The organism is Pseudomonas sp. F9001 (assembly GCF_013385435.1).
GTDB lineage: Bacteria > Pseudomonadota > Gammaproteobacteria > Pseudomonadales > Pseudomonadaceae > Aquipseudomonas.
Map to the genome: position 1 here is coordinate 159,535 of NZ_JACAPX010000008.1, position 22,648 is coordinate 182,182.

Consider the following 22,648-nt stretch of genomic DNA (forward strand, 5'->3'; position numbering starts at 1 on the left):
AGTATATATCGCGAAAGGGAGTTGCGAGCATTCGCAGTACAGCATCCGCCATGAAAACTCTTATAGGAGCTGAAGAATAGTCCGACAGTCGGTACTTATCCTCTCTTACGCAGGACATACACCCGCCACATGGCTGAGCCGGGCATGAACTCCTGTTGACCGAGGACCTTGAAACCCGCCAGGCGAAACTCCGCCTCCACTTGCGCCCGGTGGCTGGCAACTGCCGCCGGGCCAGGCTGCAACGCCCGGTACCCGCTGTCGCTGTTGACCGAGACGATTACCGTGTCGCGGCTTACCCGATGAAACTCACCGAGCAGGGCCAGGCGCCCTTCTGCCGTTGGCACATGGCGAAACAACTCCAGGCAAAAAATGCAGTCCACCGCGTTGGCCGAAAGGCCGATGGAAAATGCCGAGCCCTGGAAGGTCTTGATCCGCTTGAGCAAGCCCGGCGCGTGGTGGGTACGTGCGTGGTCGAGCATGTCCTGGGAATTGTCCGACGCCAGGATCACCCGGTTGCTGTGCTCGGCCAGCACCGGCCAAAAGCGCCCGGAGCCGCACGCCAGGTCGAGAATCAGCCCTGGCTCGCCGGCGATCTTCAGTGCACGGCGCACCAATTGCTCATCGCGCCACAACCCCAGGCGCCGCAACAGCCCCGGCGGACGCGTGTCGGCGCAGACCAGGGCATGCTGCTGGCCAGCGCGTTCGGCAAATTCAATCTCGATGGAAGACGGCGGTTGCGACGGCATCACACGACTCTGTTAATGGATCAGACATTCGCAGCTTAACCACCGTCTCGTGAAAAAAAGGTCGAAGGATTGTTCGCCGTTAATGCAGATCCAGTATCCAGCCCGCTGCCTGTCTGTTAACTGTCTGTGATCAGCGCCTTCATCTTCAGGCCTGGTGCAGATACCAGCGCCAATCCTGCTCGCCCACCTCGCCCATGAACTGACGGTATTCGGCCCGCTTGACCGCCAGGTACACGCCGAGGAATTCGCCGCCGAACGCCTCACGCGCCCAAACCGAGCCTTCAAGCGCACGCAAGGTGGTCAGCCAATCGGTGGGCAGCAACTCCTTGGCCTGGGCATAACCGTTGCCCTCCACCGGCGCGCCGGGGTCGCGCTGTTCGCGGATGCCCCGGTGGATACCGGCCAGAATCGCGGCCGCCGCGAGGTACGGGTTGGCGTCGGCGCCGCAGATACGGTGTTCGATATGCCGGGAAAACGCCGGTCCGCCGGGCACCCGCAGTGTGACGGTGCGGTTGTCCACGCCCCAGGTCGCGGCCAGCGGCGCGTAGCTGTTGGTCTGGAAGCGTCGATAGGAGTTGGCGTTGGGGCAGAACATCAGCAACGAGTCGAGCAAGGTGCTGAGCATGCCGCCCACCGCGTGGCGCAACAGCGGCGTGCCGTCGGGTGCTTCGCTGGCAAACAGGTTATTGCCGTCGCGGTCCGCCAGGCTGACGTGCATGTGCATGCCGGTGCCGGCCAGATCGTCGAACGGCTTGGCCATGAAACACGCGGTCATCCCGTGCTTGTGGGCTACGCCCTTGACCAGGCGCTTGTAACGCACCGCCTCGTCCATGGCTTGCAGGGCATCGCTGCGATGCTCCAGGGTGATTTCCACCTGGCCCGGGGCGTATTCGGAAATCGCCGTGCGCGCCGGGATACCCTGGAGTTTGCAGGCGCTGTAGAGGTCGGCGAGGAACGGTTCGATCTGCTCCAGCTCCCGCAGGCCGTAGACCTGGGTCGAGCGCGGGCGCCCGCCGTCGACATCCCGCGCCGGTTGCGGGCGGCCGTTGCTGTCGGGTTTCTGGTCGAGCAAATAGAACTCCAGCTCCGCCGCCATCACCGGGTAATAGCCGTCGGCCTTGAGGTCGTCAATCACCCTGGCCAGCAGGTGCCGGGGATCGGCCACGGTAGCGGGCATGCCTTCGGTGGGGTGCATGCTGACTTGCACTGCTGCCGTCGGGATCAGGCGCCACGGCATGCGCTGCAAACTGCCGCTGACCGGGTAAGCGCGGCAGTCGATATCACCGACTTCCCAGACCAGCCCGGAGTTCTCCACGTCGTCGCCATTGATGGTCAGGCCGAGGATGGTACTCGGCAGCGGCCGGCCACTTTCATAGACCGCCAGCAGTTCATCGCGGTGCAGCAGTTTGCCGCGAGGCACACCGTTGTTGTCGAGGATGAACAGCTCGAACATCTCGATATCCGGGTTCTGCTCAAGAAAGGACTGGGCTTCGTGCAGGGTGGCAAAGGGCGTGCTCATGGGCATTCTCATACGTTCGCGTCAGGCAGGCGCGCGGGCGCTGCCGGGCAGATGCGCGGGGCATCCATTCGGGCAAATCAACGTAGGAGAAAGGTGTCCGGTGGGCGCGCGTGGCGGCAGTGCCAGAGCGCCCAGAAGGCGAGTTCGGAAGGGAGGGCATCAGCGGTGACTCGACGACGATCCGGACGGCTGGACGCGGTGGCGCCTGGCGATGTCTCAGGGTGTGTGTCGGGGGAACCGTCCATGCGGGATTCACAGTAAAGAGATGCCGGGCAGCCTCACACGCGAGGTTAAGCCGTTAAATCCAGTCTTGATGGAGTTTGGTTGTGCCGTGGCTAAACATTTGCAAATAATGGCGGCCCTGCCCATGCCCAAGGACCCGACCGCATGAAAGCATTGCTGACCCTTTCCCTGCTGGCCGGCCTGTCTGCCCAGGCCCTGGCCGACAGCCCCGCGTCGCGCCTGGATGAAGTGCTCCAGCGCGGCGAAATGAGCGTCTGTACCACCGGCGACTACAAGCCCTACAGCTATTTACGCCCGGACGGCAGCTACGAAGGCATCGACATTTCGATGGCCCAGTCGCTGGCCAAGAGCCTTGGGGTGCAGGTGAAGTGGGTGCCGACCACCTGGAAAACCCTGATGCCGGACTTCCTGGCCCAGCGCTGTGATATTGCGGTGGGTGGTATTTCAGTGTCCCTGGAGCGGCAGAAAAAGGCGTTTTTCAGCCAACCATTGGGCGTCGACGGCAAGATCCCGCTGGTGCGTTGCGCCGATGTGCAGCGCTATCAGACGGTGGAGCAGATCAACCAGCCGCAGGTACGGGTGATCGAGCCTGCGGGCGGCACCAATGAAGTATTTGCGCGGGCGCATTTGGGCAAGGCACAACTGACGCTGTTCCCGGATAACGTGACGATTTTCGAGGAACTGCTGGCGAACAAGGCGGACGTGATGATCACCGACGCCAGCGAGGCGCGGTATCAGCAGAAGCTCAAGCCGGGACTGTGCGCGGTGAATCCCGAGCGGTACATGCAGTACAGCGAGAAAGCGTTCCTGCTGCCCCGCGATGATGTCGCATGGAAGAGTTATGTGGACCAGTGGCTGCACTTGAGCACGGTGACCGGCGTGTACGACGGCATCATCAATCAGTGGCTGGCTGCGCCCTGACCAGCTCGACAAACGCCCTGCACGCAGCACTGCGATAGCCTCCCTTGCGGCTGAGCAACGCCGCCGTGCGTTGCGGCAACGGCGGGCTCAGCGGCACCGCCTGCAACCCCGGCTGCACCAGGGCAATCGCGCTGGGCAGGATGGTCGCCAACTGCGTATTTCGTACGATTTCGATAATCGCGCTGATGGAATTGGCCTCCATGGTGATCAGCGGTTTCACCGCCTGGCTGCGAAAATACTCATCGATATAGCGACGCGTGGCGAAGCCGGCATTCAGCAGCACCAACGGCTGCTGGAGCCACGACTGTCGATCAATGCCGGGATGACCGGCGCTCACCACTACGCTCAACGCCTCGACAAACACCCCTTCACACTCGATATCCGGCAAATGCTCGCCGGTAAAACCGATGCCGATATCCAGCAAATCCTCCGTCAGTGCCGCCTCCATGCGGTCCTGGGTCAGCTCCTCGACACTCACTGTAATCCCCGGATACAGCCCGTTAAATCGCGCCAGCAGCGGCCCGATCAGGTAAGCGGTAAATGTCGGCGTCATCGCCAGGCGCAAGCTGCCACGGCTCAGGTCCTGCACGTCATGCATGGCGCGGGTGCCGGCCTGCAGATCCTGCAAGGCCAGGCGCGCAAACCGCACATAGGCCTCGCCTGCATCGGTCAGGCTGACGCGTCTGCCGGAACGGTCCAGCAGTGGCGCACCGAGAGTGTCTTCCAGTTGCCGGATCTGCTGCGACAAGGTCGGCTGCGACACATGCAGCGCCTCCGCCGCCCGGGTGAAATTACGGTGCTCGGCAACGGCCAGCAGGTAGCGGATATGACGCAGCAACATGGAAGGCGCTCCAACTATAGGCATGACTTATAGAAAACATAATAAGCCGGTCTTGGACGCTATAGCTGAAAACTTCCATCCTTGCCCCATCAGCGACGCAAGGAGAACCACCATGCAAGATCTCATCGACGGCTTCCGCAAGTTCCAGGGTGAAGCCTTCACTCAACGCAGCGACCTGTTCAAACACCTGGCTACCACGCAAAACCCCGGCACGTTGTTCGTGTCTTGTTCCGACAGCCGCGTAGTCCCGGAACTGCTGACCCAGCAGGAACCCGGTGACCTGTTTGTGATCCGTAACGCCGGCAACATCGTCCCGTCCTACGGGCCGGAGCCTGGCGGCGTGTCGGCCACCGTCGAATACGCAGTGGCCGTTCTCGGCGTCAGCGACATCGTGATCTGCGGCCACTCCGACTGCGGCGCCATGACCGCGATCTCCACCTGCAAATGCCTGGATCACTTACCCGCCGTGGCCAACTGGCTGCGCCACGCCGAGTCGGCCAAGGTGATCAATGCCGCCCGCACTCACGCATCGGATGCCGACCGGCTGAACTCGCTGGTACGGGAAAACGTGGTCGCCCAACTGGCCAACCTCAAGACCCACCCTTCCGTGGCCCTGGCCCTGGAACAAGGCCGTTTGAGCCTGCACGGCTGGGTCTACGATATCGAAAGCGGCGCCATCGACGCCCTGGATGGCCGCAGCGGGCGCTTCATGTCGCTGCTCGACCACCCGGCCACCCGTGCCCACGCCGCCTGAACCTTATTCAAACCCAAGAGGACATCACCATGTTGCAATCCCAATTCGCCCAATCCCCACGCCTGGCCCTGGCCGACACCGTCATCGACATCAAGGCGCGCAAGAACCTGTCATGGCAGGACCTCACTGACGGCACCGGCCTGAGCCTGGCGTTCGTCACCGCCGCCCTGCTCGGCCAGCATCCGCTGCCCAAGGACGCTGCCGATGTGGTCTGCGACAAGCTTGGCCTCGACCAGGACGCCAGCCGCCTGCTGCAAACCGTGCCCCTGCGCGGCAGCTTCCCGGGCGGCGTGCCGACGGACCCGACCATGTACCGTTTCTATGAAATGCTGCAGGTCTACGGTTCGACCCTCAAGGCTCTGGTGCACGAACAATTTGGCGACGGCATCATCAGCGCGATCAACTTCAAGCTGGACATCAAGAAGGTCGAAGACCCGGACGGCGGCTCCCGCGCGGTGATCACCCTGGATGGCAAATACCTGCCGACCAAACCGTTCTGATTTGCCGGCAAACCGTCTACGCTCTTGGCACACCAACAAGAACGAGGGACGGGTAATGAAGGCAATGCTCCGAGCCACCTGGCTGCTGCTGTTATGTGTTGGCCAGGTGCACGCCGCCACCGCTGAGGAGGCGGATGCCCAAGCCGCCAAGGCCTTGCTGGAAAAGGCCTTGGCGTATTACCAGACGAACGGTGACAAGGCTTTTGCGGCGTTCAGCCGCCAGGGTGAATTCGTCGACCAGGACCGTTATGTGTTCGTGGTCAACACCAAGGGCGTGCTGCTGGCGAGTGGCGGGCCCTCTTCCGCGTTGATCGGGCGCGATGTTTCCGAGGTACTGGGGCCGGATTTGAACAAGTCGTTCAAGGAGGCGTTGGCGGTGCCGGAAGGCAGTGGCATCCAGCAGGCCGATTACCGGTGGCAGAACTGGAATGACGGCAAGGTGGAACGCAAGCATGTGTATTACCAGCGCGTCGGGCAGCGGATTTTGGCCGTTGGCTACTACCTGCCGCGGGCGACGCCGGAACATGCCAGAGCGCTGCGAAACAAAGCCGTCAAGGCGCTGGAGAAAGACCCGGTTGGAACGCTCAAGGCGATCAACGCCATGCAGGGTGGTTTTCTACAGGACGATTTGTATGTGTTTGTGGTTGACCTCGACACCCAGCGCTACGTGGCCCATGGCACGACTCCGCGGTTGGTGAATACGGATTTCAGCAAGATCAAGGATCCCGACGGGAAGCCGGTGGGTGAGCCGATCCTGGCGGTCATGGCCGAGCAGGATCAGGGGGAATACAAGTACCGCTGGAAAAATCCGGTGACCGGAAAGGTTGAGAACAAGCATGCGTATTTGCGCAAAACCGGACATTTCATGGTGGCTGTGGGGTATTACAGCCCGTGAAGGTCACCTATTTAAATGCTGGAACGCAATCGAATGTGGGAGCGGGCTTGCTCGCGAATGCGGTGTATCAGCCAACCTATTTATCAACTGACAGACCGCATTCGCGAGCAAGCCCGCTCCCACATTTAATCTTCATTTTTTCGACTATTTGGCCTTGTCTTCCCGACCCCGCAACACGCGATCAGGCATGGCGATCGCCGCCGCCAACCCCAACAACGACACCCCGGCACTGACCATCAGCAAATGCCTGAAGGTAATCAACAACTCCCCCCGCAAGGCATCCTGCGCCGGCCCAGGCGCGGCATTCAAGCCATCCAGCAGCACATTCCCCGAACTCCCTTCCGCGACCAGCGCCCCACTGGCCAGGTGCGCAAAACTGGAGTCCTGCAACAACGCCAGCAACAGCGCCGACATGCATGCCACCCCAACCGCACCGCCCAGGGAACGGAACAGGTTGGTGGTGCTGGTCGCCACCCCGATATCCCGCTGCTCCACCGAGTTCTGCGTACCCACCAGGGAAGTCGGAAACTGCATCCCGGCGGCAATCCCGCACAACAACATAAACAGACTGGTGACCGCCACCGCCTGAGGCGCACTCAACGCCATGCCGAAAATCGCGATCGGGCTCAGGAAGGCGCCAATCAGGATCATCGGTTTATAACGCCCGGTCACCGAGGTCATGCGCCCGGCAAAATACGCCCCCATCGGCAAACCCATCGCCAGCGGCAGCAAATGCAAGGCGGCACTGTCGGCACCGGAACCGGTGACGGTCTGGTAGCGCAGCGGCATCAACACCGTCAGGGAAATCGCCTGGAAACTGGTAAAGAAAATCGTGCACCAGCACAACACCGCGCTGCGGTTGGCAAACAGGTGCATCGGCAACAAGGGCTCCCGCGCCCGACGCTCGTGCCACACAAACACCGTCAACGCCACCACGGCACAGACCAACAGCCCCAGCACTTCATCGTCGCGCCAATGATGGCCCTGGCCGATTTCGGTGATACCCAGTAACAGCGCCGTCAAACCGACGATCATCAGCACAGTGCCGAGGTAGTCGATCACCGGCTTGCGTTGCGGCACCGGCAGCCCCACCAGCGTGCGATGGGCCACCCACCAGGCGCCCGCGCCCAGCGGCAGGTTGATCAGGAACACCCAGCGCCACGACAGGTACTCGGTCATGTAGCCGCCCAACACCGGGCCGGCCACGCTCGCCACCGCGTACATGCTGCTGAAGTACCCCTGGTAGCGCCCGCGCTCACGGGGCGGAATAATGTCGCCGATAATCGCCTGGCTGACCGAAATCATCCCGCCGGCACCGATGCCCTGGAGGATCCGCGCCAGCACCAACTGCTCCATGCTCTGGGCCATGCCGCAGAACAGCGAAGCAAGGGTGAACAGGCCCATGCCGATCAGCATCATCGGCCGGCGCCCGTACAGGTCGCCGAGCTTGCCGTAGATCGGCACCGCCACAGTCATCGCCACCATGTAGCCGGAGATCACCCAGGCCAGCAGGTTGACGTCATGGAACTGGGCGGAAATCGCCGGCATGGAGACGGCGACGATGGTCTGGTCCAGGGCCCCGAGAAAGATCGCCATCATCAAGGCGACAAGGACACTGCGCACGGCGGGTGTGGCGGGCTGATTGAGGTTGGTCACGGCAGAACCTGCGAGCAAGGGCCCGCGGGAAAAGGAGGCCCACGGGAATGCTCGTCAGTGTACTAGATAGCTGACTATTCGATAGCCTCGTAAGGAAGTCCGACGTAATTTTCTGCAATGGTTTTACGCCCCGCCTCTGAGTCCACGAAATACTCCAATTCGCTCTGTGCAATGCGCTGGCTGAAGCCGTCTGCCTCAGGAAACTGATGCAACATCGAGGTCATCCACCAGGAAAACCGTTCGGCCTTCCAGATCCGCCGCAGGCAAATCTGCGAGTACTTCTCCAGCAATTCCACTCGGCCCTCGCGGTACACCTTGAGCAGGATATTGAACAAGGTACTGACATCGCTGGCCGCCAGGTTCAAACCCTTGGCGCCGGTGGGCGGCACAATGTGGGCGGCGTCGCCGAGCAGGAACAGGCGACCGTATTGCATCGGCTCCACCACAAAACTGCGCAGTGGCGCGATGCTCTTTTCGATGGACGGGCCGGTCACCAGTTGCTCGGTGAGTGAGCTGGGCAAGCGGGTTTTCAGTTCATCCCAAAAGCGTGCATCGGACCAGTCGTCCACCGACTCATCGGCCGGCACCTGCAAGTAATAACGGCTGCGGGTCGGTGAACGCATGCTGCACAGGGCAAAACCGCGTTCGTGCTTGGCGTACACCAGTTCATCGTGGATCGGTGGGGTGTCGGCGAGGATGCCCAGCCAGCCAAACGGATAGACCCGTTCAAAGACTTTCAATGCCTCGGTGGGAATCGACTGGCGCGCCACACCGTGAAATCCATCGCAGCCAGCGATGTAGTCGCAGTCCAGCCGGTACTGCTCGCCTTTATGTTCGAAGCTCAGCCACGGCTCCCGGCTCTTCAGATCATGGGGCTGCACGTTGCCGGCTTCATACAACGTTGTCGCGCCGCTGGCCTGGCGCGCGGCCATCAGGTCGCGGGTGACTTCGGTTTGCCCGTAGATCATCACCGTCTTGCCGCCGGTCAGCGTCTTGAGGTCGATATGGGTCAGTTGCCCATTCAGCGCCAGCTCAAAGCCCTCATGCACCAAGCCTTCGGCATCCATCCGCGCACTCACGCCGGCCTGGCGCAGCAGGTCGACCATGCCTTGTTCCAGCACCCCGGCACGGATGCGCCCTTGCACGTAATCCGGCGTCTGGCGCTCAAGAATCAGGGTTTCGATGCCGGCGTTGTGCAACAGTTGACCGAGCAGCAGCCCCGAGGGACCGGCGCCGATGATGGCGACTTGGGTTTTCAGCGTTTTCATTATTTTTATGGCCCGCAAGCTTCATCCGAACGTATCCGGTGAAAGAGTTGTCATTGAAGGTGTTGCTGGCATTTTTCACTTGAGTGCCCGGCATAAGAAGGTGAAAACTGAGCCCAAAGCTGCGCTTTTCGCCAATTGGGGCGATTACCGCACAACTATCCCGAAGTATCGGATGAAGCCATGACCAAAACTGCCAGTGCCGCGATTCCAGTGTTCAAACTCTACGGTGAGAGCCAGCAATGGCCGACCCCGGATTTGTTGCACTGTGAAACCATCTCCCGGCGCAGCCGTGAGTACCAGTGGGAAATCCAGCCCCACCGGCATGCGGACCTGTGCCAGTTGCTTTACGTGCACAAAGGCCAGGCACAACTGGAGATCGAGGGGCAGCGCAGCACCCTGAATGAATCGACGCTGCAGGTGCTGCCGCCGTTATGCGTGCATGGCTTTCGCTTTTCCGAAGACGTCGAGGGGTTTGTGGTCACCCTGGCCGCGCCGCTGATGGCGCATTTGCAGGGGCAGCTGGGCGCGGCGCTGGATGGCCTGAACGCCTTGGGCAGCTACCCTGCCGGTAACGACAGTGACTACCTCAACAGCCTGTTTGCGCGCCTGCAGGAGGAGTACGCCAGCGACCAACCGGCGCGGGACATGATGATGCACGCCCTGGTCAGCGTACTGCTGGTGTGGATCAGCCGCCAGGCCATCCAGCGCCGGCATCCACGGGCACCGCGGGGCCGCGAATACTTCCGCCGGTTCACCCAGCTGGTAGAGCAACATTATCGCGAGCACCCAAAAATCGAAGACCTGGCCCACAAGCTCGGGATCTCGGTCTCACACCTGAACGGTACGTGTCGGGAGTTGGGCGGGCAGCCTGCGTTGCAGATCATGCACGACCGCCAGTTGCTGGAAGCCAAGCGCCTGCTGACCTACACCAGCATGACCATCAATGAAATGTCGGAGGTGTTGGGCTTTTCCGACCCGACCAACTTCTCACGGCTGTTTCGCCGACGCGTCGGGTTCTCCCCGAAGGCGTTTCGGGAGCAGTTGAAAGCCGACCAGGACGCTAGCGAAGCGAACTGAAGGCAGCCATGTGGCCAACGCATTGACCGTGATTGCAGCTGGAGGCGAACCCCGGCTGCATGCGGGTCTGTTCGACGCGGTAGGCGGCAGTGCCATAGAGCGCGGTGGCGGCGGCGCACAGGGTGAAAATCATCAGGTACTTTCTTGTTTTGATCGACATGATGCTGACCTCTGATCCGATCAAGAAGGTGCTTTGATAAGCATAGGTCAGCTGGGGCAAGTCGCCATTATCGGGCGACATTCAACCTGTTTATGTCGACTTAGAGACCGACGTCCCACACCGGCTCTTCCGGAAACCTCAATACCAGGAAATCCAGCAGGCTGCGCAGCGCCGCCGGCATATGCTTGCGCGAGGCGTACACCGCGTAGATGTTCATCTGCTGCGGCTCGGCCTCGGGCAACAAGCGGATCAACTCGCCGCTGCGGATGTAGTCGCCCGCCTGATAACTCGGCAGCCGCGACACCCCTGCCCCCGCCAGCGTCACCCGCAATAAGGTACTGGCCTCGTTGGCGCTGATATTGCCCTGCACCGGCACCGACACCGGCTCGCCGTTCTCCATGAAGTGCCACAGGCTTTTGCCGAAGTAGGAGTGGGTCAGGCAATTGTGCCGGGCCAGGTCCTGTACCTGCCGCGGTTGCGGATGCTCCAGCAGGTAAGCGGGCGATGCGCAGATCACCGAGCGGCACAGCGTGAGTCGGCGGGCGATCAGGTTGGGGTCCAGTTCGAAGCTGGTGCGGATCGCCAGGTCGATGCGCTCATCCACCAGGTTCACCGTGCGATCAAGCATCTGCATATCGATGTTGACCAGCGGATAGCGCTTGACGTATTCGGCCATGGCATCGGCCAGCTGTGCCTGGCCGAACGAGGTGCTGACACTCAGGCGCAGCAGGCCTCGAGGCGCTTCGTCGGGTTCGCTGACGGCGGCCTGCATGTCGCTGCACAACTCCAGCATCTGTCGGCAACGGGGCAGGGTTTCGCTGCCGGCGGCGGTCAGGCTGAGCTTGCGGGTGGTGCGGTGCATCAGGCGCGCGCCGACCCAGTCTTCCAGCTCCGCCAGGTAGCGCGACACCACCGGGCGCGACAGGTCCAGATGGTCGGCTGCCGCCGACTGGCTGCCCAAGTCCACCACCGCGACAAACACCCGCATTGCTTGAAGACGATCCATGATTTGCCCGCTTTTAGAAACAAACTATGTCCAAGCATCGCATTTTTTGTAGCGTTTGGTGCAACTAAGCTCTGTCCACACCTTACCGATGACTGGAGCTGCACATGTTTGGATTCTCCCCGCTCAAGCGCGTGGCCCTGGCCGCCGCCTCCCTGGCCTTCGCCGCGCACGCCATGGCGGCCGACTTGACTCTGGACGCCTACAACCCGGGCGAAACCGCGATGATGCCGGTCACCTCGGTACTGGTCAGCGGCGACAAAGATGCGATCCTGGTGGACGCCCAATTCGGCAAGACCCAGGCCGAGCAACTGGTGCAAAAAATCCGCGCCAGCGGCAAGCGCCTGACGACCATCTACATCAGCCACGGCGACCCGGACTACTACTTCGGCCTCGATACCCTGACCGCCGCCTTCCCCCAGGCCAAAGTCCTGGCACCGCAGCCGGTGGTGGACCATATCAAGGCCACCGTTGAACACAAACTGGCGTTCTGGGGCCCGAAACTGGGCGCGGACAAGCCTGGCAAAGCCGTCATTCCCCAGGTGCTTGAGGGCCACAGCCTGACCCTCGAAGGCAAGCAGTTGGAGGTGATCGGCCTCGACGGCGCACAACCGGACCGCACCTTTGTGTGGATCCCGTCGATCAAGGCGGTGGTCGGTGGTGTAGTCGTCGCGGAAAACATTCATGTGTGGATGGCCGATACGCAGACCGCGAAGTCCCACACCGATTGGCTGGCAACCCTGCAACGTATCCAGGACTTGAAACCGCGCACGGTGATTCCGGGTCACTACCTGGGCACGCCGTCGCTCAAATCCGTGGCGTTCACCGCCGACTACATCAAGGCCTTTGACGAAGAAACCGCCAAGGCCAAGGACTCCGCCGCCCTGATTGCGGCGATGCAAAAGCGTTACCCGAACCTGGGTGACGAGAGCACCCTGGAACTGGGCGCCAAAGTCGCCAAGGGCGAAATGCAGTGGTGAGTTGATTCAACCCTTAACCGTACTGGAGAACGTCATGAGCAAGATCGCAATCATTGGTGCCACCGGTCGTGCCGGTAGCCAACTGCTGGAAGAAGCGTTGCGTCGCGGGCACACCGTCACGGCCATCGCACGTAATACCGACAAGATCGGCGCGCGCCCTGGCGTCACCGCCAAGCAAGTCGATGCGCTGGATGCCCAGGCGCTGGAACAGGCCATCCGCGGCAACGACGTGGTGATCAGCGCGGCGCACTTCGCCACCCTGCCGCCGGAAGCGGTGATCAACCCGGTGAAAAAAGCCGGCGTGAAGCGCCTGCTGGTGGTCGGCGGTGCCGGTTCGCTGTTGTTGCCGGGCGGCAGCCGAGTGATCGACAGCCCGGGCTTCCCCGAGGAATACAAAGCCGAAGCCAGCGCCGGCAGTGTTTTCCTCGATACCCTGCGCCAGGAAAAAGACCTGGACTGGACCTTCCTGTCGCCTTCGGCGGAGTTCGTCGAGACCGCACGCACCGGCACATTCCGCCTGGGCCAGGATGAATTGCTGGTGAGCAGTGAAGGCCGCAGCTGGATCAGCTTTGCCGACTTTGCGATTGCGCTGATTGATGAAGTGGAAACACCGAAGCATTCGCGCCAGCGGTTCACCGTCGGCTACTAAGGCTGACGCGCACTAAAAATGTGGGAGCGGGCTTGCTCGCGAATGCGGTGTGTCAGTCAACAGATGTATTGGCTGACCCGGCGCCTTCGCGAGCAAGCCCGCTCCCACATTTTGATCTTCATTGTGACGGCGACTGTGCCTGGCTCACCAGCCAGTCCATAAGCTGCTCCAACCCCGCCGAGGGCTCAGGGCCCGGCGGGTACACCAGGTAATACCCCATCCCCGTCGGCACCCGTAGTTCAAACGGCGTGGCCAACCGCCCCGCCTTCAGGTCCTCGCCAATCAGCGCGCTGTCGCCAATTGCCACGCCCGAGCCTTGGGACGCCACCGTCATCGCCAGGTCCAGGGTTTCAAAATGATGCCCCTGGGCCAGATTGCTCAAGCGTGTATTCGCCGCTTTCAACCACAACGCCCAATCGCGCTCATCCCGCGTAGGGTGCAACAACACCTGTTGCTGCAAATCGGCGGGCGTGTGCAAGCCACCGAGCAAGGCCGGCGCGCACACCGGTGTCAGGCGCTCATCGAACAGATGCCGGGCCTGGGCCGACTGCTCGGCAATCGGCGCGTAGATCACCGCGGCATCGAACTGCTCGCGGCGAAAGTCGACGGTGTAGGCCACGGTGGTGGTCAACTCCACCGGCACATCCGGGCGTTCCTGCTGCCACTGCATCAGCCGTGGAAGAAGCCAGCGCATCACGCAGGTGGAGGCCTTGAGCTGCAAGGTCTCGCGGCGGGTGCCGATCTGCTCCACCGCCTCGCCGATCAGGCCGAACACCTGCTGCGCCCGCAGTGACCATTCGCGGCCCTCTTCGGTGAGGCTCAAGCCACGAGCCTGGCGCTGGAACAGCGCATAGCCCAGATGACTTTCCAGCCCGGCGATCTGCCGGCTCACCGCGCCCTGGGTGATGTGCAATTGCTCGGCGGCTCGGGTGAAGTTGCAGCACTGGGCCGTGACCCAAAAGGTGTGCAGGGCCGGCAGCGGCGGAAGACGTTTCATAAGGGCGCAGCCATGACGTGAGGACATGGCTAGTATGACTTTTTATCGATTGTTGCCGCTACGGGCCAGCCGTTCCAATACGGGCCTTTATCAACAATAAGAGCGACGACAATGGCGACCTGCGGCGAAGTATTGGTCAACCTGCTGGAAGGCTACGGCGTGGACCAGGTGTTTGGCATCCCCGGCGTGCACACCGTGGAACTCTACCGGGGCCTGGCGCGCTCGAGCATCCGCCACGTCACCCCGCGCCACGAACAGGGCGCCGGTTTCATGGCCGACGGCTATGCGCGCACCAGCGGCAAGCCCGGCGTGTGCTTCATCATCACCGGCCCCGGCATGACCAACATCACCACCGCCATGGGCCAGGCCTACGCCGACTCGATCCCGATGCTGGTGATCTCCAGCGTGCAGTCCCGCAGCCAGCTGGGCGGCGGGCGCGGCAAGCTGCACGAACTGCCGAACCAGAACGCGATGATCGCGGGCGTGGCGGCGTTCTCCCATACCTTGATGTCGGCAGCCGAATTGCCCGGTGTACTGGCCCGGGCATTTGCGCTGTTCCAGGCCGGACGACCGCGCCCGGTGCACATCGAAATCCCGCTGGACGTGCTGGTGGAAAACGCCGACGCGTTGCTCGGCAGTGAACCGGTCAGCGTTTCCCGCGCTGGCGCTGCGCCGTCGGCGGTAAAGCAGATGAGCCAGTTGCTGGCGGCGGCAAAACGCCCGCTGATTCTCGCCGGTGGTGGCGCCATCGACGCAGCACCCGAGTTGACGCAACTGGCCGAAACCCTCGGCGCGCCGGTGGCGCTGACCATCAATGCCAAGGGCATGCTGGCCGCCAACCACCCGCTGCTGATCGGCTCGACCCAAACCCTGGTCGCCACCCGCGCGCTGGTGGCCGAGGCAGACGTGGTGCTGGCGATCGGCACCGAGCTGGCGGAAACCGACTACGACGTGACCTTCGCCGGCGGCTTCGACATTCCCGGCGCCCTGCTGCGCATCGACATCGATTCCGACCAGACCGTGCGCAATTACCCGCCGCAAGTCGCGCTGGTAGCCGACGCGCAAATCGCTGCGCAGGCACTGCTTGCCGAGCTGGGCAACAAACCCCTGGCCGCCCGGGACAGCAACTGGGGCGCCCGCCGCGTCGCCCGCCTGTGGAGCGAACTGGAACCCACCTGGGACGCCGCCACCCGCGCGCAAACCCTGTTCCTCAACACCGTCCTGGACGAACTGCCCGACGCCGTACTGGTGGGCGACTCCACCCAACCGGTGTACACCGGCAACCTGACCCTGAACCTCGACCAGCCGCGCCGCTGGTTCAACTCCTCCACCGGCTACGGCACCCTCGGCTACGCCTTGCCGGCGGCCATCGGTGCGTGGCTGGGGCGCGGCAACGGTGCGCCGGTGGTGTGCCTGATCGGCGACGGCGGCCTGCAATTCACCCTGCCGGAACTGGCCAGCGCCGTGGAAGCGCGCACGCCGGTGATCGTGCTGCTGTGGAATAACCAGGGCTATGAGGAGATCAAGAAATACATGGTCAACCGCGCCATCGAACCGGTGGGCGTGGACATCTACACCCCGGACTTTATCGGCGTGGCCAAGGCCCTCGGCGCTGCTGCCCAGCGCGTCCAGGGTGTTGAGGAATTACGCAGCGCCTTGCGTGCCGCGACTGATCGCCAGGGCCCGACGCTGATTGAAATCGACCAGGGCCTTTGGATGAAGGAGGTGGCGGTATGAGCGCGGTATTGAATGGGCTGTTTATCAATGGCGCGTGGCGTGCCGGCCATGACGTGCTGGACGTGATCAACCCGGCCACCGAGGCCACCCTGGCCCAAGTGAGCGTGGGTGATGCAGGCGCGGTGACTGAGGCCATCGGCGCCGCCAGCGCGGCCTTCCCGGACTGGTCGAAAAGCACCGGCCGCGACCGCGCCGCGCTGTTGCGCAAGATCGCCGAGGGTGTGAGCGCAGAGCGTGAACACCTGATGCAACTGCAATCGAGCAACAACGGCAAGCCGCTGTTTGAAGCCGGCATCGATGTGGATGACGTGATCGCCACCTTTGCCTATTACGCGAACCTGGCCGACGAAATGGACGCCACCCAGGATCGTCCGGTGGTACTGCCCACTGAGGTTTTCAGCGCCCGTGTACGCCGTGAACCCTGCGGCGTGGTCGGCCTGATCGTGCCGTGGAATTTCCCGATGGTGACCACCGCCTGGAAACTCGCCCCCGCGCTGGCGGCCGGTTGCTGCGTGGTGCTCAAGCCTTCGGAAGTGACGCCGCTGGCAGAGCTGGAACTGGCCCGGATCATCGCCTCGGTGGGCTTGCCTGCCGGTGTGTTCAACCTGGTCTGCGGCACTGGCCTGGCGGTGGGCGCGCCGATGGCGGCTGACCCACGGATCGCGAAAATTTCCTTCACCGGCAGCAATGCCGTGGGCGTGCAGGTGATGCAGCGCGCCGCCGAAACGGTCAAGGGTGTGAGCCTGGAACTGGGCGGCAAATCCGCGTTGCTGGTGCTGGCGAACGCCGACCTCGACCTGGCCGTGGAACTGGCCTGCGGCGGTGGTTTCTTCAACGCCGGGCAGATGTGTTCCGCCACCAGCCGGGTGTTGGTGGCCGACGAACTGGCGGACGAGTTTCTCACCCGCTTGCAGGCCAGGGCCGAGAGCATTCGCGTGGCGGACCCGTTTGCCGAAGACGTGGAAATGGGCGCATTGGTCAACCGTGCGCAGTACCAGCGGGTGCTGGGGCATATCGAACGTGGCCTGCAAGCCGGCGCGAAGCTGCTGTGTGGCGGCGGGCGCCCGGCGGATTTGCCTCATGGGTATTTCATTCGCCCGACGGTCTTCACTGAAGTGCCGTTGGACAGCGCGTTGTGGAACGAGGAGATCTTCGGCCCGGTGCTGTGCGTGCGCAGTTTTGCCAATGAGGCCGAGGCGGTGGCGCTGGCCAATGACAGTGAGTTTGGCCTGGTCGCGAGCGTGCTGAGCAGCAACGTGGAAGCGGCTGAGCGAGTGGCCAATGCTTTGCAGGTGGGTTTGGTGTGGATTAATGCGCCGCAGGTGATCTTCCCGCAAACGGCGTGGGGTGGTTACAAGCAGAGCAGTATTGGCCGGGAACTGGGGCCGTGGGGGTTGCAGGCGTTTCAGGAGATCAAGCATGTGATCCGGGCGGTGTAGAAACACTCAAGAGCACCACTGTTCCCTGTGGGAGCTGGCTTGCCTGCGATTGCGGTCTATCAGACACAGATGTGTTGCCTGACCCACCGCTATCGCAGGCAAGCCAGCTCCTACCTGTTGATTTGTGCCGTGTCAGCAGATGCATTTTTTCAATAGCGCCAACGACTTTCTCATTTGCCGCCCTCCCCCACGCCCGGCCTAATACTGCCCTTGTCAGTTTAAGGCCTGCCCATGGAAAACGTCCGCGCAAAACCCGCCACCGCCGTTTGGCTGATGATCAGCGTTGTGCTGGTTGCCCTCAACCTGCGCCCGTCGATGGCCGCCGTCGGCCCGTTGTTGTCGTCGATTCGCGCCGATGTGGCCCTGAGTTTCAGCACGGCCTCCCTGCTGACCATGCTGCCGGTCATGGCCATGGGCCTGGCGATGTTTTTTGGCATGGGCGTGGCCAAACGCTTCGGCGAGCATCGCAGCATTGTGCTGTCGCTGGTGGTGATCGGCCTGGCCACCGTCTCCCGGTTGTTCCTGGACTCGGCGGTTGAGCTGATCCTCAGCGCCATTGCCGCCGGCGTAGGCATCGCGATGATCCAGGCGTTGATGCCCGCCTTGATCAAGTCGCGCTTCAGCGACAACGTTTCCCTGTTCATGGGCCTGTACGTCACCGCGATCATGGGCGGCGCGGCCCTCGCCGCTTCGTTCTCGCCGTTTATCCAGGTGCAAACCGGCAGCTGGCGCATCGGCCTGGCCATCTGGGCGGTTCTCGCGGTATTGGCGCTGGTGTTCTGGTACGCCCAACGCTCAGTGTTGCCGCCGCTGCCGCAAGCCGGCGCAGGCCCGCAGGCGTCATTCTTCGGCAATCGCCGGGCCTGGTTGCTGGCGATTTTCTTCGGCCTCGGTACCGCGTCCTACACCTGCGTACTGGCCTGGCTGGCGCCGTACTACGTGGAACAAGGCTGGAGCGAACAGAACGCCGGCCTGTTGCTGGGCTTTTTGACGGCCATGGAAGTGGTCTCCGGCCTGATTACCCCGGCCATCGCCAACCGCCGGAGGGACAAGCGGGGTGTGGTCGCGGTGCTGCTGGTGCTGATCATCGCCGGCTTCTGCGGGCTGATCCTGAGCCCGCAATACCTGAGCCTGCTGTGGCCGTGTTTACTGGGCCTTGGCATTGGCGGCTTGTTTCCGATGAGCCTGATCCTGTCCCTCGACCACCTCGACAACCCGCGCCGCGCCGGTGGCCTGACGGCCTTTGTGCAGGGCATCGGCTACCTGATCGCCGGTTTGTCGCCGCTGATTGCCGGGATGATCCGCGACCAGCTGGGCAGCTTCGAGTGGGCCTGGTGGTCATTGACGGCCGTGGTGGTGGTGATGCTGCTGATCGTACTGCGCTTCGATCCCCGGCATTACGCGCGGCATATTCGCTGAGGTCGTGTTGTAAACATTATTTGTCCCACCTCAAACAGAGAAAGGTCCGACAGAGCTTTCTATTGGTACGAGCGTTCCGTTAACATTTTGTATTGTCTTGTACCGAGTTCGGTACAAAGCGCTTGCGGACGGAACGGATGCTAAACAGCAACTTGCTTAGAAAGCTCGATATGCAGGACCTGATGGTGTTTGTCGCTGTTTACGACCAAAGCAGCGTCACCGAGGTTTCCGAAACCCTGTTCGTCAGCCAGTCCACCGTGAGCTACAGCCTGAAGAAGCTGCGCACCAGCTTCGAAGACGAGTTGTTTATCAACACCCGGGCGGGCATGCGTCCTACGTACAAAGCCGCCACCATGTACGGGCATGTGCAGAAAATCCTCGAAAGCATCAACCTGTGCCATGCCGGCAGCCAAACGTTCGACCCCACCCAGAAGGCTGTGACCTTCAACGTCTGCGCCCCCGAATACTTCGAACAGTTGATCCTGCCGCGCCTGCTGAAAAACTTCGACCGCGCCGACCTGCCGGTGATCGTCAACGTGCAGAAGCTCGAAACCGAGGTCCCGGCCGACGCCTTGCGCGACGGGCGTCTGGACCTGGTGATTTGCTTCGGGCCGCACTTTCATCGCGAGCACAAGGACATCAAGACCCAGATGCTGCTGGAGGACGACCTGGTGTGCGTGTTCGACAAACAGTCGGCGCCCCGGGAACCGGCGTTCAGCCTGCAATCCTTCGTCGCCCGGCGCCATGTGTTCCCCACGCCCTGGAGTTCCGACACCAACATGATCGACGGCTGGCTGGCGCGCCAGTCCCACAAACGCCAGGTGATCGCCCGCGCCAACAGCTACAGCGCGGCGCTGAAGATGATCACCGGCACTGACTTTATCGTCACCTTGCCCCGTCGAGTGCTGAAGCTGCTGGCAGACACGACCGTGTTCGGCCATTGCGAAGCGCCGAACGGTTTGCCGGGGTTTACCCTGGATATGCAGTGGAATGAACACAGCGCGCAGGACAGCGCCAACACGTGGTTCAGGGAGCAGGTGGTGAAGGTGTGTGCGGATCAGGGGTTATTATGACCCCCTGTGGCGAGGGAGCTTGCTCCCGCTGGGCTGCGTAGCGGCCCCAAGAACTTTGGGAGCGCTTCGCACTGGAGCGCCAGCCCGGTCCAGCGGGAGCAAGCTCCCTCGCCTCAGAGTATTACCCGTCAGCCGATGGTGACTTTGCTATAGGACTCGCGATCCATATCGACCAGCAAGACACTGAGCTGCACCTGCAGGTCTGCAGGCCAATCGCCCAGGTCCTGCAGCGCCGCCAACAGGCTTTCCGACAATTGCTTCTTGACCTGCGGTGAACGCCCGCTGAGCAGCGACAGCTTCACCGCGATAAAAGCGCGCGGGCTGATGGATGTGCCAACCTGGAATGTCTCCACCTTCAGCGCGCGGCTTTTGATATCGAACTCGGAACCGAACTGCCCGGACGCCATCAGCACGTTGTTGAGCCGCAACAAGGTTTTCTCAACGGCCAGCCCTGTGAGGTTGGCGGTGTATTCCAGATGCAGATGCGGCATGAAGGCTCCGAGCTTGTTGTAGGAAAAGAGTCATACATATAGCACGGGGCCGGGCGGAATCAGACCGCTTTCAGTGTGAAACTTCGGTCAGGCTGTGCAGCGAGCGATTTTCCCAGATCGCCACGATCACCAACACCGCCGACGTCAACGCCCCCAGTACCAACGCCGAAAACACCTGCTGCAATCCCAGCGGCAGCAACACCAGCAGCATCAGCAAGCCGCCCAGGTGCGAAAACGGTGGCAACGGCCGGTCGCTCATCACCCACTTGAACAGCGCACTGCCCAGCAGGAACAACCACGGGCCGGCGATGATCGCCACCACGCCCGCCTGGCTGGCATGCCCCGGATGCACCAGCACCAGTTCGTCGGCCACGGCGCTGACGATAATCCCGGCGACGATCAATACATGCAGGTAGGTGTAGGCGATCCGCGCCTGACGGCCCGGGTCGGCAGAGCTGGCAATGCGATGGTGGGCGCGCTCGGCGCCGCTGTCGAAATAGATCCACCACAGGGCGATGCTGCCCACCACTGCCACCAGGAATGCCGCCAGCCCGTCCACGCTCCAGGGCAGTTCGGCGAAGGTCGCGCCGGTCACCAGCAACGACTCACCCAAGGCGATGATCACAAACAGGCCGCAGCGTTCGGCCATGTGGTTGCCTTCCACATTCCAGTCCGCAAGCGTCGAGGGCCCAAGCCCGGGCACCCAGAAATACACCGACGGGGAAATCAACTCGATCAACAGCGCCAGGGCCCAGAAGGCCAGGCGCTGCTCGCCTTCGAGCAGCGCACCGGTGATCCAGAACACCCCGGAAAACAGCATCCACGCCAGGATCCGCTGGAAATTGCGGGTCATGTTCAGCGACTCGCCGCGCACCGCCCACAACGCAAACAGCGTGCGTCCTACCTGCATGAACACATAGGCGCCGGCGAACAACAGCCCGCGATCGGTAAACGCCTTGGGGATCGACGAGGACAGCAACAGGCCCGCCACCATCAAACCGAACAGGCCGATGCGGATCGGGATTTTTTCCGGGTCCAGCCAGTTGGTGACCCACGAAGTGAAGATCCACACCCACCACACCGCGACCATCATCAACGCCACCTGCACGGCACCGCCGATGGACAAGTGGGCGAGCAGCGAATGGGACAACTGGGTCACGGCAAACACGAACACCAGGTCGAAAAACAGCTCGACCATGCCAACCTTGCCACTGTCATGACTGCCGCGCCCACGCAGCAAGGAACGGGATGGGGCCATGCCTGGATCTCCCTGAAGGTTTTATCTCAAGATTTGGGTGCGACCACCGGCAGCATGTCCCGCTCGCTCATGAACGCCTCCAGCCGCGAACGCATCCAGCGCTCCGCCGGATCGGTGTCAACGTGGCTGAGCCAGACCATCGACAAATCCAGGGTCGGGGTTTCGAACGGGAACGGTTCACAGAACAGATTGCCCCCGGCGGCCATGGCCTGGGCGGTGTAGTCCGGCAGGCTGGCGATCATGTCGGTGCCGGCGAGCAGCGCCGGCAATGCGCTGTATTGCGGCACCGAGAGCACCACGTGGCGCTTGCGACCGATTTCCGCCAGCCACTCATCGGCAAACCCGGACACGTTGGCGGTGTGGGACACCAGCACATGGGGCCGTGCGCAATATTCGTCGAGGGTCAGGGGTTTGTCCGAGGCGTCCGCCCGCAGCAGGCACGGGCGGATATGCCGCAATAATTTGCGCTTGGCATTGGCCGGCAGGCCGCGGGTCTGGGTGATGCCGACGGTGATATCCCCGGAACCCAGCAGGTCAGGGATGCGCCAGTAATCCACATGCTGCACCACGAACACCACCTGCGGCGCTTCTTGGCGCAAGGCGCGCAGCAGCGGCGGCAGCAGGCCGAACTCGACGTCATCGGACAGGCCGATGCGAAAGGTCATGGTGCTGATGGACGGGTCGAAATCGTGGGTCAGGCTCAGGGCCGACGACAAGGAGTCGAGGGCCGGCGACAGGTGCTTGATGATTTCCTCGGCCCGCGCGGTAGGTTCCATCCGATGGCCGACACGAATGAACAGCGGGTCATTGAACAACGTACGCAGGCGGTTGAGGGCCGAACTGATGGTGGGTTGCCCGAGAAACAGCTTCTCCGCCACCCGGGTCACGTTGCGTTCGAGCATCAAGGTTTCAAAGACCACCATCAAATTGATGTCGGCCTTGCGTAATTCATTGCGATTCATCGGCGACCGCCCCACTGCCCTGGATAAGTCGCAGTTTAGAAACACCCGGGGCCCTGCGTC

The 22,648-nt window shown here is 62.4% G+C and carries 22 protein-coding genes; 11 read left to right on the forward strand and 11 right to left on the reverse strand.

The window, feature by feature from the left end:
• Positions 1–95: 95 nt before the first annotated feature.
• Both HX818_RS06560 and HX818_RS06565 read right to left on the reverse strand, forming a co-directional pair.
• Positions 96–746 carry a class I SAM-dependent methyltransferase gene (locus HX818_RS06560; protein WP_003210665.1) on the reverse strand — a complete coding sequence of 217 codons (651 nt, stop codon included), beginning with the start codon at positions 744–746 and terminating at the stop codon, positions 96–98.
• A 145-nt stretch (positions 747–891) separates the two neighbouring features.
• A complete protein-coding gene (locus HX818_RS06565; protein ID WP_003210664.1) occupies positions 892–2,265 on the reverse strand; it encodes a glutamine synthetase family protein in 1,374 nt (457 codons plus the stop codon).
• Between the two features lie 387 nt (positions 2,266–2,652).
• Between HX818_RS06565 and HX818_RS06570 the strand changes: the two genes are divergently transcribed.
• Positions 2,653–3,429 carry a transporter substrate-binding domain-containing protein gene (locus tag HX818_RS06570; protein ID WP_008437921.1) on the forward strand — a complete coding sequence of 259 codons (777 nt, stop codon included), beginning with the start codon at positions 2,653–2,655 and terminating at the stop codon, positions 3,427–3,429.
• On the opposite strand, the gene cynR is transcribed toward HX818_RS06570, so the two are convergent.
• Positions 3,404–4,270 carry a transcriptional regulator CynR gene (gene cynR / locus HX818_RS06575; RefSeq protein ID WP_177019676.1) on the reverse strand — a complete coding sequence of 289 codons (867 nt, stop codon included), beginning with the start codon at positions 4,268–4,270 and terminating at the stop codon, positions 3,404–3,406. The two genes, HX818_RS06570 and cynR, sit on opposite strands and share 26 nt — an antisense overlap.
• A 112-nt stretch (positions 4,271–4,382) precedes the next feature.
• Here cynR and HX818_RS06580 point away from each other — a divergent pair, with 112 nt between their 5' ends.
• Genes HX818_RS06580 through HX818_RS06590 form a run of 3 tightly spaced genes read left to right on the forward strand, consistent with a single transcriptional unit; the run spans position 4,383 to position 6,419 of the window.
• Positions 4,383–5,024, forward strand: a complete 642-nt coding sequence (locus tag HX818_RS06580) for a carbonic anhydrase (RefSeq protein WP_177019677.1) — start codon at positions 4,383–4,385, stop codon at positions 5,022–5,024.
• A gap of 29 nt (positions 5,025–5,053) precedes the next feature.
• Entirely contained in the window at positions 5,054–5,524 is a 471-nt protein-coding gene (gene cynS / locus HX818_RS06585; RefSeq protein WP_003210659.1) for a cyanase, read from the forward strand.
• 55 nt (positions 5,525–5,579) lie between these two features.
• Positions 5,580–6,419: a cache domain-containing protein gene (locus HX818_RS06590; RefSeq protein WP_177019678.1), complete on the forward strand. Its 840-nt coding sequence runs from the start codon at positions 5,580–5,582 to the stop codon at positions 6,417–6,419.
• A 144-nt stretch (positions 6,420–6,563) separates the two neighbouring features.
• On the opposite strand, the gene HX818_RS06595 is transcribed toward HX818_RS06590, so the two are convergent.
• Together HX818_RS06595 and pobA are read right to left on the reverse strand one after the other, a co-directional pair.
• Positions 6,564–8,075, reverse strand: coding sequence for an MDR family MFS transporter (locus HX818_RS06595; RefSeq protein ID WP_177019679.1), 1,512 nt, complete (start codon positions 8,073–8,075; stop codon positions 6,564–6,566).
• 74 nt (positions 8,076–8,149) lie between these two features.
• On the reverse strand, positions 8,150–9,334 hold the full coding sequence (gene pobA / locus HX818_RS06600; protein WP_177019714.1) for a 4-hydroxybenzoate 3-monooxygenase: 1,185 nt from the start codon (positions 9,332–9,334) through the stop codon (positions 8,150–8,152).
• A gap of 189 nt (positions 9,335–9,523) precedes the next feature.
• Between pobA and HX818_RS06605 the strand changes: the two genes are divergently transcribed.
• On the forward strand, positions 9,524–10,420 hold the full coding sequence (locus HX818_RS06605; protein ID WP_003210655.1) for a helix-turn-helix domain-containing protein: 897 nt from the start codon (positions 9,524–9,526) through the stop codon (positions 10,418–10,420).
• Here HX818_RS06605 and HX818_RS06610 read toward each other — a convergent pair.
• The gene (locus tag HX818_RS06610) at positions 10,404–10,580 is read right to left on the reverse strand and encodes a hypothetical protein (RefSeq protein WP_162835184.1); all 177 of its coding nucleotides are present in this window, start codon (positions 10,578–10,580) and stop codon (positions 10,404–10,406) included. The genes HX818_RS06605 and HX818_RS06610 overlap by 17 nt on opposite strands.
• A gap of 100 nt (positions 10,581–10,680) precedes the next feature.
• Positions 10,681–11,586: a LysR family transcriptional regulator gene (locus tag HX818_RS06615; protein WP_003210653.1), complete on the reverse strand. Its 906-nt coding sequence runs from the start codon at positions 11,584–11,586 to the stop codon at positions 10,681–10,683.
• Between the two features lie 104 nt (positions 11,587–11,690).
• Between HX818_RS06615 and HX818_RS06620 the strand changes: the two genes are divergently transcribed.
• The gene (locus HX818_RS06620) at positions 11,691–12,563 is read left to right on the forward strand and encodes an MBL fold metallo-hydrolase (RefSeq protein ID WP_102368312.1); all 873 of its coding nucleotides are present in this window, start codon (positions 11,691–11,693) and stop codon (positions 12,561–12,563) included.
• 34 nt (positions 12,564–12,597) lie between these two features.
• Positions 12,598–13,212, forward strand: coding sequence for an NAD(P)-dependent oxidoreductase (locus HX818_RS06625; protein WP_102368311.1), 615 nt, complete (start codon positions 12,598–12,600; stop codon positions 13,210–13,212).
• Between the two features lie 118 nt (positions 13,213–13,330).
• Here the strand turns inward: HX818_RS06625 and HX818_RS06630 are convergent, their stop codons facing one another.
• On the reverse strand, positions 13,331–14,209 hold the full coding sequence (locus HX818_RS06630) for a LysR substrate-binding domain-containing protein (protein ID WP_177019680.1): 879 nt from the start codon (positions 14,207–14,209) through the stop codon (positions 13,331–13,333).
• Between the two features lie 111 nt (positions 14,210–14,320).
• Here HX818_RS06630 and HX818_RS06635 point away from each other — a divergent pair, with 111 nt between their 5' ends.
• From HX818_RS06635 to HX818_RS06650, 4 genes are all read left to right on the forward strand, one after another.
• Entirely contained in the window at positions 14,321–15,946 is a 1,626-nt protein-coding gene (locus HX818_RS06635; RefSeq protein WP_177019681.1) for a 5-guanidino-2-oxopentanoate decarboxylase, read from the forward strand.
• Positions 15,943–17,385: an aldehyde dehydrogenase family protein gene (locus HX818_RS06640; protein ID WP_177019682.1), complete on the forward strand. Its 1,443-nt coding sequence runs from the start codon at positions 15,943–15,945 to the stop codon at positions 17,383–17,385. Before HX818_RS06635 ends, HX818_RS06640 begins: the two co-directional genes overlap by 4 nt.
• Before the next feature lie 231 nt (positions 17,386–17,616).
• A complete protein-coding gene (locus HX818_RS06645) occupies positions 17,617–18,804 on the forward strand; it encodes a cyanate transporter (protein WP_087692582.1) in 1,188 nt (395 codons plus the stop codon).
• A gap of 137 nt (positions 18,805–18,941) precedes the next feature.
• Positions 18,942–19,877 (forward strand): LysR family transcriptional regulator, encoded by a 936-nt coding sequence (locus HX818_RS06650; RefSeq protein ID WP_177019683.1) that lies wholly within the window; start codon positions 18,942–18,944, stop codon positions 19,875–19,877.
• A 128-nt stretch (positions 19,878–20,005) separates the two neighbouring features.
• On the opposite strand, the gene HX818_RS06655 is transcribed toward HX818_RS06650, so the two are convergent.
• The 3 genes from HX818_RS06655 to HX818_RS06665 all read right to left on the reverse strand — a co-directional run bounded on the left by HX818_RS06655 (position 20,006) and on the right by HX818_RS06665 (position 22,588).
• A complete protein-coding gene (locus HX818_RS06655; protein ID WP_003211892.1) occupies positions 20,006–20,368 on the reverse strand; it encodes a 5-carboxymethyl-2-hydroxymuconate Delta-isomerase in 363 nt (120 codons plus the stop codon).
• 70 nt (positions 20,369–20,438) lie between these two features.
• Positions 20,439–21,626, reverse strand: coding sequence for a low temperature requirement protein A (locus HX818_RS06660; protein WP_008437907.1), 1,188 nt, complete (start codon positions 21,624–21,626; stop codon positions 20,439–20,441).
• A 26-nt stretch (positions 21,627–21,652) separates the two neighbouring features.
• The gene (locus HX818_RS06665; RefSeq protein WP_003211897.1) at positions 21,653–22,588 is read right to left on the reverse strand and encodes a LysR substrate-binding domain-containing protein; all 936 of its coding nucleotides are present in this window, start codon (positions 22,586–22,588) and stop codon (positions 21,653–21,655) included.
• Between the last annotated feature and the right edge of the window lie 60 nt (positions 22,589–22,648).